The organism is Nocardioides agri, assembly GCF_013778305.1.
Classification (GTDB): domain Bacteria; phylum Actinomycetota; class Actinomycetes; order Propionibacteriales; family Nocardioidaceae; genus Nocardioides; species Nocardioides agri.
Genome location: NZ_JACEIC010000001.1, coordinates 21,528 through 34,219, shown reverse-complemented (window position 1 = coordinate 34,219; position 12,692 = coordinate 21,528). Strand labels below are relative to the sequence as shown.

The following is a 12,692-nucleotide window of genomic DNA, read 5'->3' as shown; positions in this document are numbered from 1 at the left end:
AGGAGGCCAACCGTGGGCATCGACATCGACGTCTCCGAGGCCCGCGCGGTCGCGTCCCGCATCGCCGGCGCTGGTGCACGCATCGGTGCGGTCAGCGCGATGGTGCTGCGACGAACGGCGCACGCCATCGAGGCCGGCGCCCAGGCGCTCGCCCCGGTCGACACCGGCACGCTACGCGCCTCGATCTCCACGACCCTGTCCGGCGACGGCCGGTCCGGCGCCATGAGCGCCGAGATCGGGCCGACTGTCGACTACGGCATCTACCAGGAGTACGGCACCTCGACGCAGCCCGGGACGCCGTTCCTGGGGCCGGCGTACGACCGGCAGATCGACGGCTACACCCGCGCGCTGGCCCAGGCGGCCGCCAGCGAGGTCCTCTGATGCCGATCGACCTTCGCCTCCTCGGCCTCGCCGTGGCTACCCGCCTCACCGGAGTCACGAACGCGACCGGGTACTTCGGCAAGGTCGGCGCCCTCAACGGGCTCCCCGGCGTGACCAACACCCCTGATGACCCGCCCGTGAAGGTCCCCGGCGAGGACCTGCGGGTCAAGCCCTACTTCGTCGTCTTCCCCGGCATCGGCCGCGAGCGCGACGACGAGCGGTCCGCGGCCGGCGCCGTCGACCCGTTCCGGGACCGCGACGTGCCGTACGCCGTCACCGCGGCCGCCGGCGACGTGCAGGACCTCCTAGCGCTGGTCGGCCGCATCGACACCCTGCTGCGCGGCTGGGCGCCGGTCGTCTCCGGGGCCCAGTGCGGCCAGCTGATGCCCACCCCCGGACGCGACGTCCCCCTGCTCATCGACAACACCGTCACGCCCGAGCGGCACTACGCGCCCCTCGAGTACCGCCTCACCGCCCACACCTGACCCGGGACCGGCCCGGGGCCTTCACCACCAGGAGAACCCATGGCCAACCTGCCTGCCCTGACCACGGTGGTCACGGGCACCACCATCGCCCCGATCACGCCAGCTGCGGGCGGCGACACCGTCCCGATCGGGTCCCGCGTCATCGTCCGCAACGGCTCAGGAGCGTCGATCAACGTCACGATCGACACGCCCGGCAACGACACCTACGGCCAGGCCCGCCCGGACATCGTGACCGCGGTCGCGGCCGGTGCGGTCGCGATCTTCGGCCCGTTCGCGGTCGACCTCGCCGACCCGATCACGCAGGTCGTGAAGCTCACCTGCTCGGCCACCGCGTCGGTCGAGCTCCGGGTGGTGGCGTTCTGATGAGCGACTTCGTCGAGGTCGTCGACACCCGCACCGACCTGAAGCAGCGCGTCCCCGCCCACTGGATCGGCGACCCGGTGCTCGGCCGCTTCATCGAGAAGACCCCGTCCCAGCGTGCGCTCGACGGTGACCTCGGCCCGGCGCCGACCGAGGAGTCCACCGTCAAGGAGATCAAGGCCTTCGCCGAGAAGGCCGGGATCGACACCACCGGGCTGAAGAAGCACGACGAGCTGCTCGAGGCAGTCCGCGCCGTCGTCGGCACCGACCCGCTGCCCGAGCCGCACGCCGACCAGGACGTCGACGTCGAGCAGCCGTCGGGACTGACCGAAGGTCAGCCGCCTGCCGGCGGGCAGGCCACCGACTCCGCCGCGGCGTCCGCCGCTGGCGGCACCACCGAGACCCCGGCCGCCGGGGCGAAGGAGTAACACCATGCCCAAGAGCCTGGCCGACGGCCACATCAAGCTCGCGATCCTCACCACGGCGCCGGCGAACGCGGCGGCCCCCACCATCGCCGAGCTGAACGCCGGCATCAACGCGGCCGCGCGGGTGCTCTCCTCGGACTTCCAGTGGTCGCCCACCGACTCCGACAAGGTCGCGGAAAAGGCGCTCGCCGACATCAACAACGTGAACGCGTTGGCGGCGTCGAACTTCCAGGCCGGCATGACGATCTTCCGGTTCTTCAACGCCAGCACCGGTGTCGCGGACCCGACCGAGGACTCGCTCTTCACTGCGACCAAGGTCAAGGGCACCACGCTGTGGATCTACGCCCGGAAGACCGGGAAGCTCGAGACCGCCGCGTGGGCGTCGGGCGACGAGATCTACCTCGGCGGCTCGGTGCTCACCGACCTCCCGCAGGAGCCCTCCGACATGGGCGGCTACATCAAGAAGCGGATCCCGCTGGAGCCGCAGCAGATGTACCCGAACATCGCAGCGGCCTGACCCGGGGCCACCTCCGAGCCGGGGTGGCGGGCGTACGTCGAGGTCGCCCGCCACCCCTTCGCCAGCATCACCACCTCGACGCCCACCTCGACGACCTCGACGACCTCGACAGGAGCACCACCATGAACACCACCGACCAGTCCCTCGGCGACCCCGGCACCCAGACGCCCGACGCGTTCACCCGGCCACCGACCGCCCCGCCCATCCCGGACCCCGCCGCGCTCGCGGAGGCCGCCGTCGCCGCCAAGGCGCCCATGAGCGTCGCCGACGTCCTCGCCGCGGCCCGCCTGCCGGAGAAGCGCGCCCGCGTCTGCCTGGCTGGGGACCTGGTCGCCGAGTACGACGACGTCATCGCCGAGCTCGCCGGCCTGCTCGACGTCAACGGCGAGGTCACCGACGATCCCGAGGCCTCCATTGGCGAGGAGTCCAAGACCGCTCGCGCGACCCGGCTCAACGCCCGCGCCGACGAGATCCGCGTCCAGATGGCCGAGCACATGTGGCTCCCGCTCTTCCGCGGCATGTCGTCCGACGACCTCTCCACCTTCAACGCCGCGCACTACCCGAAGGAAGACGGCGCCGACCTCAAGCCGTACCACGAGCTCCTGGTCGCCGAGTGCTCGGTCGAGCCGAAGATCACCGTCGAGGAAGCACGACAGCTTCGCAAGACGCTGCCGGTGACGTCGTGGCAGGAGCTGTGGAAGACCGCCGCCGAGGTGTGCACCGGGCGGATCGACATCCCAAAATCGCTCGGCTTCTCGGTGAGCCCGAAGGCCAAGTAGCCCGCACCGAGATCCGAATCGCTCGCCAGCTCGGCGTCGCACCGACGATCTTCTGCGGGCTGCGAGTGCAGACCCAGACGTACGTCTACGACGACCAGGACCCCGCCCAGCCACCACGGCGACCCCCGGGCACGCCGGCGCGGGTCGTGAAGGTGATCCAGTCGCCGGCGTTCACCCTCGAGGACCAGGTCCTTCTCCGAGGCCTCGAGCTGTACGAGCAGACCCTCTGCGAGTGCGGCGAGAAGAAGACCGTCGCCTGGCACACCGAGATGGACGGCTACTACGACGACACCCACTCGGTGAAGTGCTTCGCCTGCTCGGCACTCGCCGGCCGCGACGTCATCTACCGGCTCGGCGGATCGTCCCGGCCGGCTGACAAGCCGATGCCTCCGTTCGTGCTGGGCGTCACCACCACCAGCTCGTGACGACCACTCCCCCGGTCGTCGCCCCGTCCGTGAGGGAGGTGTCCATGGGAGCCGAGGCCCGGTCCGTCGTCGTACGGCTCTCCATGGACACCGCCCAGGCCATCCGGGCGTCGAAGGAGTTCGGCACCGAGTTCGACCGGGCGATGACCCAGGCCGAGCGGTCGTCCTCACGGGCGAACCAGTCGGTCGACAAGCTCGCGTCGACCGCCGGGAAGGTGGCGCTGGCCACCACCGCGGCGCTCGTGGCGTCGGGGAAGGCCGCGGTCGACTGGGAGTCCCAGTTCGCCGGGGTCGAGAAGACCGTCGATGGCACCCGCTCCCAGCTCTCAGGACTCGAGGGCGAGCTGCGCGAGATGGCCCGCACCATGCCGGCCACCCACCAGGAGATCGCCGCCACCGCCGAGGCGGCCGGTCAGCTGGGTGTGGCGACTGAGGACGTCGCGGACTTCACCAAGGTCATGGTCGAGATGGGTGAGACCACCAACCTCACCGCCGACCAGGCCGCCACTGACATCGCGCAGTTCATGAACGTGATGCAGACGGCGGCCGGTGACGTCGACGAGATCGCCAACACCATCGTCGACCTCGGCAACAAGGGCGCCTCGACCGAGGCCCAGATCGTCTCCATGGCGCAGCGGGTCGCCGGCGCCGGCGCGCTGATCGGTGCCAGCGAGTCCGACGTACTGGCGCTGTCGGCGGCCATGGCGAACCTCGGCATCGAGTCCGAGCTCGGCGGTGGCGCCGTGCAGCGCGTCCTGGTCGGCATCAACACCCAGGTCGCGTCCGGCGGGAAGTACCTCGAGCAGTACGCCGCCACGGCAGGGATGACGGCGCAGCAGTTCGCGCAGGCGTGGGAGAGCGACCCGGTCCGGGCGTTCGACGCGTTCATCCAGGGGCTGGGTCGCATCCAGGCGTCTGGTGGGGACGTTGCATCGGCGCTGGACGCGATGGGTATCAAGGGCACGCAGAACCTGCAGGTGATGCTGCGGCTCGCCGGCGCCGGGGACTCCCTGACCACGGCGCTCGACCAGTCGGCGTCGGCGTGGGAAGAGAACTCTGCGCTGACCACCGAGTACGGCAAGCGCGCCCAGACGACCGGCGCGCAGGCCCAGGTCGCGATGAACAACATCCGCGACGCCGGCATCGAGATCGGCGACACCCTGCTGCCGGTTATCGCGAAGGTCGCCGAAGGTACCTCGGCGATGACGAGCGCCTTCTCGAAGGCCCCGCAGCCGATCCAGTCCACGGTCACCGGACTGCTCGCGGTCACCGCCATCACCTCCGGCGCAGCGTGGTTCGGCACGAAGGTCGTCCGCGGCATCTCCCAGACCCGCGAGGCTCTTGACCAGGTCGGAATGTCTGGCGAGAAGGCCAGCCGTGGCCTGCGGGGCATTGCGACCGCTGGGGCTGGCCTAGCGGCCGTCGTGACAGTCGCTGACCTTCTCCAGCACTCCCTCGACGAGCTGGCGCACACCCGGGTCGACTCCAGCAGCCTCGAGCGCGACCTGGTCGCACTCGCCGACGGCCGCGTCGTCGACAACCTCGAGAACGTCGCCATGGCGTTCCAGGACATCGACGACAAGTGGCAGCGCAACGCGAACCCGCTGTCCTGGGTCTCGTCCTGGGACCCGAGCGGCTTCGAGGCGGCGAGCGACACCATCAGTAGCCTCGACGACGCGCTGGCCGCCATGGTCGAGTCTGGCGACGCCGAGACCGCTGCCGCCGCGTTCGACGAGCTGGTCAACATGGCGGACAAGGTCGGCGTCTCGGCCGACGACGCGGCGAAGCGCTTTCCCGAGTATGCGACCGCGCTCGAGAACGCAGCCACGGCGGCCGAGGATGCCTCCGGCGGAAACGAGAAGTACGCGAGCGGCGCTGACGAGGCCGGTGAGTCGGCGGCCGCGGCGACGACGTCGATCCAGGACCTGATGAAGGCGATGCTGAAGCAGCGCGACGCCGCGGTGTCGGCCTTCGGCGCTGAGACTGCGTGGGGGCAGGCGATCGCGGACGCGCGGGAGCAGGCCGCGACCGGAGCGAAGGGCCTGAACCAGTACACCGAGGCCGGCCGGGCGAACCGGTCCGCGCTCCAGGGTCTCGCGGACGCGTGGAACGGCCAGTCCGCCGCCGTGCGGAACAATGAGGAGCGGTTCCAGGCGGCGCGGCGAACGTTCATCCAGGTCGCCGAGTCGATGAGGGTCCCTCACGACGCGGCCGTGCGGCTGGCCGACAGTCTCCTCGCAATCCCGAAATCGCGGGTCGCGAAGGTTGGCGTCGAGGGCGCGGATGCCGCGACCGGGCAGGTCCAGCGCCTCAACGCCGAGCTCTCCCACCTCGTCTCCAAGACGATCACCGTCGCGGTCAACACCGTCCGCACCGGGCTCAAGCCTTTCCAGTTCGACACGGGCGGTTACACCGGCGCCGGCGACAAGCACGAGGTCGCCGGCGTCGTCCACCGCGGCGAGGTCGTCATCCCGCAGGAGCTCGTGCGCCGCGACTGGGGGATGCTCTCCTCTCGCTACGGCCACCTCCCTGGCTTCGCGGGTGGCGGCGTGGTCGGTGGCCGCAGGACGCTCGACGACCGACTGGCGATCGCTCAGGCGCTACAGGAGGTCGTCGACCTGAGCCGTCAACTCAAGGACCGGGTCGACAAGGGCAAGAACAAGGGCGAGTTCGCCGTCCGCGGCCTCGACCGCAAGGTGATGGAGCTCCAGCTCGAGGCGGCCCGCGCCGACCTCCGATCGGCAAAGAATCGCGAGCAGCGCGAGGCCCGCCAGCAGCAGCGCGAGGACGCCCGCGAGAAGCGCGAGAAGGCGCTCGACGACCTGCGCGCCCTCGGTGAGCAACTCCGGCAGGATGCCCAGTCGCGGCTCGACGACACCACCGGGCAGCGCAACCAGCTCGTCGGCAACATCAAGGGCAGCCTCACCTCGGACATCTGGGCCGAGCGCAAGACCCAGGGCCTCCCGTCATGGCTCAAGGGCGCTACGTCGGTCGACCCGCTCGCAGCGCTGCAAGAGGACGTCTCGAACGCCCAGCGCTACGACGAGCTCTCCCAGTCGCTCATGGCCCGCGGCCTGACTGGCGGCGCGTTCCGGGACGCGGCCGAGCACGGAGGCCTGAAGGGCCTCGAGGTCCTCGCCGGCTACTCCGACGAGCAGCTCGGTCAGTACGCCTCGCTCTACGGCCAGCGCGACCAGCTCACGACGACCGCGGCGAGCCGTGTCGGCGACCAGCAGTACGGCGCGCAGATCGCTCAGCAGACGCAGGAGTTGGCGACCATCTCGTCGAAGCTCGACACGCTGAACCAGACGGTGGCGAATCAGACGGCCGCGCAGGCGGCGAACACGATCACGGCCTCCGAGCACTACGCGCAGGCGCTCAACAGCGTCGCAGCACGCGCGTCGCGCACGGGATCGAGGAGACGCTGATGAGCTACGTCGCGAACTCCATCCACAGCCTGTCGCTGGGAGGCCTCGTTTTCGTGGCGAACGGGCAGACCGTCGTCTACACCGACGCTACCTCGGGCGAGACCTACTCGTTCAACGTCCTCGATCCCGAGACCCACTGGGGAAACCCGCAGCCGATCACGGTGACGCTCCTGTCGCTGATGACCAGCGGGTCCCGGGTGATCAAGCTGCGCGACGAGAACCGTGAGCCGTCAATCGCGTTGACCATCAAGGCCTCCGGCGGCGCCGGACTGGCCGCGGCGGAGAAGGCGCTCGTCGCCGTGGTCGGCAAGCCGGCGGAGCTGAAGTGGCAGCCGCCGTCGCCTACGGCGGCACTCACCGTCTTCGACGTGGTCTGGTCGCGGCTCGACCACAAGATGGACTCGGTCGGCTCGATCGGGGAGCGTTTCCTTCGCCGGTCGTACGCGATCGCGTTGCAGGCCCTCCCGGGCGCCCGCGGCGCCACCAAGATCATCACCCCGGCGGTCGCCACCGCGACGCCGACAGTCATCGACAGCGCCGCGTCCACGACCAACTGGGCCGTCCTCTCACCCGCGGGCGCGACGCTCTCCGTCGTCTCTGGCGCGGTGCGGTCGACGTACAACCCGGCCACCAGCATCGGCGCCGGCCTCTACGGCTCGGCACTGCGGCGCACGGCTGCGGTCTCGACGTCGACCGAAAAGTACATCTCGATCGACTGGAAGACGTCGATCCCTTCGATCGTCGGAGCCCAGACCAACGCCACGACGGGGAACCTTCCCGAAGTCCGGCGCGAGCCCGGGGCCGTCGCTGGGTTCACGCGCTCGTGGTACCAGGTGCCCGACTCGGTCACGTCGCTCGCGTGGATCCAGTTCGGCATCGTCCACCCCGCGAGCACCGGCAGCGCGACCCTCGAGATCGACCTCGTGCAGACCGCCGCGACCCTGCCGATCTCCGGCACCGCCCGACAGCTGTCGCGCACCATCAACCCTGGCGGATCGCTGCCGACCGAGGGGACCATCCTCGTCCAGCACCCCACCACGGCGCTCGGCACCACCGTCGTGTTCTCACACCCGGTCATGGGCGGCTACTCCCCGCCGCTGCGTCAGTGGCGCGTCGCCTCGAGCGCAGTCACCGCGGACTCCACCCGCGTCTCCGGCGCCTACAACCTCCTCGACACGGTCTCCCAGTTCAGCATCCCGAACACCGCGATCCCCGAGGGCGGCTGCCAGCTCTGGGTACGGGCGGCGTCCGGCTTCGTCGGTTCCACCACCATGTTCTGGTCGGTCTACGCCGCCCTGCCCGGCGGGATCATCGGCGGCGTCCTGCTACAGGGCTCGACCACAATCACCTTCCCCGCGATCGCGCCAACCAACTACCTCTTCCCGATCGCATCGTTCCCGCTGCCCGTCGCACGAGCCGGAGTCGCGGGCCGAACGCTCGTGGAGATCCAGGCCGGCGACAACAGCACCAAGCTCGTCTACTTCGACGAGGCGTACCTGTTCGCCACCGAGCGCGGGCGTCTCACGGTCGTCGACTGCGGGTCGGCGGCCCCGTCGCCGGGCGGGTCCGCGAACCGGCTCAAGATCGCGGCCCCGTCGCTGGACGAGCCGAACGGGTCGATCATGATCGGCACCGCCGCGGACTGGTCCGACGCCTTCACCCCCGCAACGTCCGCCATCCTGTGCGACCAGACCGGCCACCTCTTCGACCCCGACGGCTCCGTCACTTTCACCGTGACGCCCAACGTCACCGACGCCTCCGTGTCGTTCGAGCACTACCGCAGGTCCCACACCCATGCGGAGTCTTAGCGTCAAGATCGGCGGCGTCTGGCTGTCCATCCTCGCCCCCTCCGCCTCCTACGGCCCTGTCACCATCGAGTACGGCAAGCACGGCTCCGAGGCCGCGTCGTGGACCATGGACCCCGACTTCCGGCACCCGCTGCTGCGCGGCAACCAGCTCGTGCAGATCTACGAAGCGGGCCTCTGCGTCTGGATCGGCACGCTCTTGGAACCGGGGTCGACCGGAGAGTACGAGGCGATCGGCCTGTGGCACCAGGCGGAGACGGCGTTGGCGATGGACTCGTCCAACGTGCCAACCACCGTTCCCGACGCCGCCATCGCCGGCGCAGGCGCCCGCGGCGAGATCAGCTGGGGCGGCTCGGTCTCCGCAGCCACCTGGGGCGGCACGAGCCCGGACCCGAAGATGAAGCTCGCGTACTTGCTCGACAACTACGCGAACGAGAACGGCCTGCGCTGGTCGGTCACGCCGAACGCACTGATCGTCATGCAAGCGGATCCGACGACACCACTGTGGGTGGTGCCCCATGTCGTCGCCGGCCGCGGGCTCACCCCGGCGGATGACGAGTTCGCCACCCACCTCGTCGGGACCTACCTGTCCGGCGCCTCGACCTACAGCACCAGGACGATCGGGTCGGCGGCTGCGGCCAACGCATTCGGGCGCAAGACCAAGTGGGTCGACCTGACCCCGATGGGAGTCATCACTCCGGCCCGCGCCGACTCGGTGCTCACCGGCATGTTCCTGCTCGCTGGTGCCCGCATGGGCTGGGCTGAGGGCCTCGAGCTGTCATCCACCCAGCTCACGAACTTGGGCGGGACCCGCGCGCCGTTCGTGCAGGTTCGGTCCCTGCAGCTGGTGCGCCTAGCGGGCACCATCGACACTTCGCGAGCGAACCAGATGCCCGCGTACACCGACATCGTGATCGGCGGCTCGAGGTACACCGACGGGTCTGACCAGATCACCATCACGCCGATGGGCTTCGCAGACCGCAGCCTCGAGGGCGTCCTGACGGTGGAGGAGGCCTCGTGATCCCCGAGGACGCCTGGCCGGCCGGCGACCGGCGCTACTGGACCGACGACGAGACGCGGCTGCACTACGACTTCACCGAGACCCCCTACGCAACGGCGCCGTACACCGCGGAGGACAACGCGGCAGCCGACGAGCGCGCCGCGAAGGCCGAAGCTGAAGCGAACCGCGCGACGTTGGCGGACCAGGTCCACGCGGCATTGACCGGGAACCGGGCCTTCCTCGCGCTCACATCGCCGACCAACGCGCAGGTCATCGCCCAAGTTCGGGCGCTGACCCGACAGATGAACACGCTCATTCGGCTCACAGTCAACGACCTGTCCGGGACCGACTAGCCCGATGTGGGAGGCACCGTGAACCCCTACCGACACCTGCTCACCCTGCGGCCGTGGCAACGGCACTCGCTGGTGCTCGCGGTGGCGGGCGCGGTCTACGTGTGCATCGGCCTGTCGTACATCTTCTCGGAGGCGACCCCGTCCCGGGAGGCATCACTACAGCTCGCAATCAGCTGGATGCCGCTGCCCGCGTGGGGCGGCGTGTGGATTCTGGTCGGGCTCCTGGCGATCCTCTCCTCCCGTTGGCCGCCAGCGTCCGAGACGTGGGGCTACACGACCATGACCGGGCTCTCCGCCGGGTGGGCCGCCTTCTACGCCGTGGGGATCATCATGGGCGCGCCCCACCAGGGGATCTCCGGCGTGCTGGCGTGGGGGCTAGTCGCCTTCCTGTGGTGGGCCATCTCCGGCCTGGTGAACCCCGGAGCCGACTGATGCCTGTCTACGCCGCCGAGCAGCTCGCGGCCTACGCGATCGACGCGCCGCTGCTCACCAGCATCGCGTCGGTCGTTGTCGCGGTCGTCGCTGCGCTGGCGGCGTTCGCCTCGCAGCGTGCAGCCGCGAACGCGTCGGTGAAGAACACCGACACCACGAGCCGCGCGGTGATCGAGGCTGAGGCGTTCGAGCGGGCGAAGACCTACTACACCGACACCATCGACCGGCAGGACCGGGAGATCCACGAGCTCGAGGGCGACGTCGCCGGGTTGAAGGCCCGGGTGACGGACCTCGAGCGGGAACTCGCCGGTTGCCGCGCCGAGCTCGACACCGCGAAGAACGCCCTGCGGCTCGCGTTCCCCGACGAGCCCTGACCCGTCTCCGCGTCCGCGTCGCGCAGCTGCTCGACGCCATCTCCGCCTGCCCGAAGGAGGCACCCATGCAGGGACGACGACTTCCCGACGCCCCGATCGGCTCGTTCCCCATCGAGTACGACGACCTCCAGCCGGGCGACTACTGGCGCGTCACCGTGCGCGACAAGCACCCCGACTACCCACGGCCGCTCAACGTCCGCGACAACACCCAGGACCGACGCTGGTGGGGCGACGCCGACGACCCGCGCTTCGCCGGCAACCTGACCGGCGGCGTCTGGGGCGTCATCGATCCGACCGGCCGCTACGGAATGCTCAGCATCCACACCGTCCGCGAGCACGACGACGGCACGATCAGCGTGCGCCCCGGGGACGGCAGCAGCAACAGCATCCTCATCACAGGCGGTCCCGAGACCAGCGAGCCGTTCCACGGCTACATCGAGCACGGCGTCTGGAGCCAGTGCTGATGAGCACCCTGCCGTCCTACGCCGTGACGCTCCGCGGCCGCCCGGCCTGCCCGTGCCTCGTGCAATGGCTCCCCGTCTACGAGGCCGAATTGCTTCGGCGCGGCGTCATCCAGTTCAACATCGACATCTTCCAGCTGATCGGCAACGCCCCCGCCAGCGCTGGCGTCCACTCCAAGGGCGGCGCGTTCGACATCGGCCAGACCCAGCGCGAGGCTGTCGAGGTCGCGCGGCAGATGGGCGCCGACGCCACTTGGGCTCGAACAACCGGAGCCTTCGCGAGCAACCGACACACGCACGGCGTGCTGCGTGACTGCCCCCACAACGGCCCTGCGCGGTACCAGATCGACGCTGTCGACGCTGGCTTCAACGGCCTCGGACGCGAGGGCCGGGGTGGTCCTGACGACGGCCCCAGGCCGCTCTCTGGGCGCACCTGGCGAGAGGGCATCGAGTGGGCTCGGCGTCAGCAGGCCGCCTACCACTGGTTCCAGCCCGGCGACCTCGGTTCCGCCGAGTCCGGGTCGGCACTCGGCGTGCGCAAGTCGTTCGGCGACCTCCTCGACCCGACTGTCGTCGTCGGCTCGAACGCGACCAGTGAGGGCGGCGGGATCCGTCGGCGATCCATCCTCCGCGCGCGCGTCGTGACCACGCCACCTCGCAAGCGCCTGTCGTTCCCAGTCGCTGCGGGCCACGCCCCACCGCCTCGAGCGCCGAAGGCACGGTCGGCCTTCATGACGAAGCTCGCCAAGGTCCCGGCCCGTTTCAAGGGCGGCGACATGAACGTCAGCGGCCCCCTTGCAGCGCGCCTCACGGGTCGCCGGGTCGTCGGCGATGGCGTGCTGTGGATGACGGTCCCCCGGCTGGGCTGGGAGGTGCTCTCCACTGTCGCGGTCGATGTGGGCGGCGACCACAAAGCCGTGCTCGCCAGGATGCGCCACAAGAAGACCGGCGTCGTCGTCCGCATCCTCGTCATCAACGCCATGTCGGTCTCCGCCGGCGCGGCCAAGTCGTCGGAGATCCTCGCGGCCGGCCTCGCCCTCAAGCCGCACGTCGTCCTGGCATCGGAGTGCGCCGACTTCCGGGCCGTGGACGTCGATGCCATCCACCGCAACCAGGAGAAGCCGTGAACCTCAACCCGCCGCGCCGAGTCCGCGCCGCCATCTACATCGCCAACGTCGTCGGCGCACCCCTGGTCGCCTACTGCTTCGCCAAGGGCTGGATCGGCCAGCTCGAGGTCACGCTCTGGAGCGGCGAGGTCTCTGCAGCCTTCCTCCTCGCGGGCCTCAACACCACGCCCAGGGCTGAGTAGTCCGATGGCCAAGAAGCCGCGCCGCTTCGACCAGGGCTCGGTCACCGAGAACCTCATCCACGCGGGCGTCTTCCTTGGCGGCGTCGCGCTGATCCTCCTCGGCCGGGCGCTCCGCGCGGTCGACGACAACCTCATCGAGTTCTGAGCTAGGAGAACCG

The 12,692-nt window shown here is 70.1% G+C and carries 17 protein-coding genes; all 17 read left to right on the top strand.

All coding sequences use genetic code 11. The annotated features are described in order from the left end of the window. Positions 1 to 12: 12 nt before the first annotated feature. The 17 genes from HZF07_RS00215 (at position 13) to HZF07_RS00135 (ending at position 12,679) form a co-directional block, all read left to right on the top strand. Positions 13 to 381, top strand: coding sequence for an HK97-gp10 family putative phage morphogenesis protein (locus tag HZF07_RS00215; RefSeq protein WP_198346512.1), 369 nt, complete (start codon positions 13 to 15; stop codon positions 379 to 381). Continuing rightward, positions 381 to 866, top strand: coding sequence for a hypothetical protein (locus tag HZF07_RS00210; RefSeq protein WP_157346060.1), 486 nt, complete (start codon positions 381 to 383; stop codon positions 864 to 866). Before HZF07_RS00215 ends, HZF07_RS00210 begins: the two co-directional genes overlap by 1 nt. Positions 867 to 905: 39 nt before the next feature. Beyond that, positions 906 to 1,229 carry a hypothetical protein gene (locus HZF07_RS00205; RefSeq protein WP_157346058.1) on the top strand — a complete coding sequence of 108 codons (324 nt, stop codon included), beginning with the start codon at positions 906 to 908 and terminating at the stop codon, positions 1,227 to 1,229. Beyond that, positions 1,229 to 1,654: a hypothetical protein gene (locus HZF07_RS00200; RefSeq protein ID WP_157346056.1), complete on the top strand. Its 426-nt coding sequence runs from the start codon at positions 1,229 to 1,231 to the stop codon at positions 1,652 to 1,654. Before HZF07_RS00205 ends, HZF07_RS00200 begins: the two co-directional genes overlap by 1 nt. A 4-nt stretch (positions 1,655 to 1,658) precedes the next feature. After that, complete coding sequence (locus tag HZF07_RS00195; RefSeq protein WP_157346054.1) at positions 1,659 to 2,168, top strand: phage tail tube protein; 510 nt, start codon at positions 1,659 to 1,661, stop codon at positions 2,166 to 2,168. A gap of 122 nt (positions 2,169 to 2,290) precedes the next feature. Next, complete coding sequence (locus HZF07_RS00190) at positions 2,291 to 2,947, top strand: hypothetical protein (RefSeq protein WP_157346052.1); 657 nt, start codon at positions 2,291 to 2,293, stop codon at positions 2,945 to 2,947. Positions 2,948 to 3,012: 65 nt separating this feature from the next. Next, on the top strand, positions 3,013 to 3,372 hold the full coding sequence (locus HZF07_RS00185) for a hypothetical protein (RefSeq protein WP_157346050.1): 360 nt from the start codon (positions 3,013 to 3,015) through the stop codon (positions 3,370 to 3,372). Positions 3,373 to 3,416: 44 nt separating this feature from the next. Then, positions 3,417 to 6,800: a phage tail tape measure protein gene (locus HZF07_RS00180; RefSeq protein WP_157346048.1), complete on the top strand. Its 3,384-nt coding sequence runs from the start codon at positions 3,417 to 3,419 to the stop codon at positions 6,798 to 6,800. After that, positions 6,800 to 8,608: a hypothetical protein gene (locus tag HZF07_RS00175; RefSeq protein ID WP_157346046.1), complete on the top strand. Its 1,809-nt coding sequence runs from the start codon at positions 6,800 to 6,802 to the stop codon at positions 8,606 to 8,608. Before HZF07_RS00180 ends, HZF07_RS00175 begins: the two co-directional genes overlap by 1 nt. Beyond that, a complete protein-coding gene (locus HZF07_RS00170; RefSeq protein WP_157346044.1) occupies positions 8,595 to 9,626 on the top strand; it encodes a hypothetical protein in 1,032 nt (343 codons plus the stop codon). Before HZF07_RS00175 ends, HZF07_RS00170 begins: the two co-directional genes overlap by 14 nt. After that, positions 9,623 to 9,958, top strand: a complete 336-nt coding sequence (locus HZF07_RS00165) for a hypothetical protein (protein ID WP_157346041.1) — start codon at positions 9,623 to 9,625, stop codon at positions 9,956 to 9,958. The genes HZF07_RS00170 and HZF07_RS00165 overlap by 4 nt, the downstream gene beginning before the upstream one ends. Positions 9,959 to 9,976: 18 nt before the next feature. Continuing rightward, positions 9,977 to 10,390, top strand: coding sequence for a hypothetical protein (locus HZF07_RS00160; RefSeq protein ID WP_157346039.1), 414 nt, complete (start codon positions 9,977 to 9,979; stop codon positions 10,388 to 10,390). Then, entirely contained in the window at positions 10,390 to 10,764 is a 375-nt protein-coding gene (locus HZF07_RS00155; protein WP_157346037.1) for a hypothetical protein, read from the top strand. Before HZF07_RS00160 ends, HZF07_RS00155 begins: the two co-directional genes overlap by 1 nt. Before the next feature lie 65 nt (positions 10,765 to 10,829). Then, positions 10,830 to 11,228: a hypothetical protein gene (locus tag HZF07_RS00150; protein ID WP_157346035.1), complete on the top strand. Its 399-nt coding sequence runs from the start codon at positions 10,830 to 10,832 to the stop codon at positions 11,226 to 11,228. A gap of 23 nt (positions 11,229 to 11,251) precedes the next feature. Beyond that, a complete protein-coding gene (locus HZF07_RS00145) occupies positions 11,252 to 12,352 on the top strand; it encodes a hypothetical protein (RefSeq protein WP_157346033.1) in 1,101 nt (366 codons plus the stop codon). Continuing rightward, complete coding sequence (locus HZF07_RS00140; RefSeq protein ID WP_157346031.1) at positions 12,349 to 12,534, top strand: hypothetical protein; 186 nt, start codon at positions 12,349 to 12,351, stop codon at positions 12,532 to 12,534. Before HZF07_RS00145 ends, HZF07_RS00140 begins: the two co-directional genes overlap by 4 nt. A 4-nt stretch (positions 12,535 to 12,538) precedes the next feature. Beyond that, on the top strand, positions 12,539 to 12,679 hold the full coding sequence (locus HZF07_RS00135; RefSeq protein WP_157346029.1) for a hypothetical protein: 141 nt from the start codon (positions 12,539 to 12,541) through the stop codon (positions 12,677 to 12,679). Positions 12,680 to 12,692: the final 13 nt, after the last annotated feature.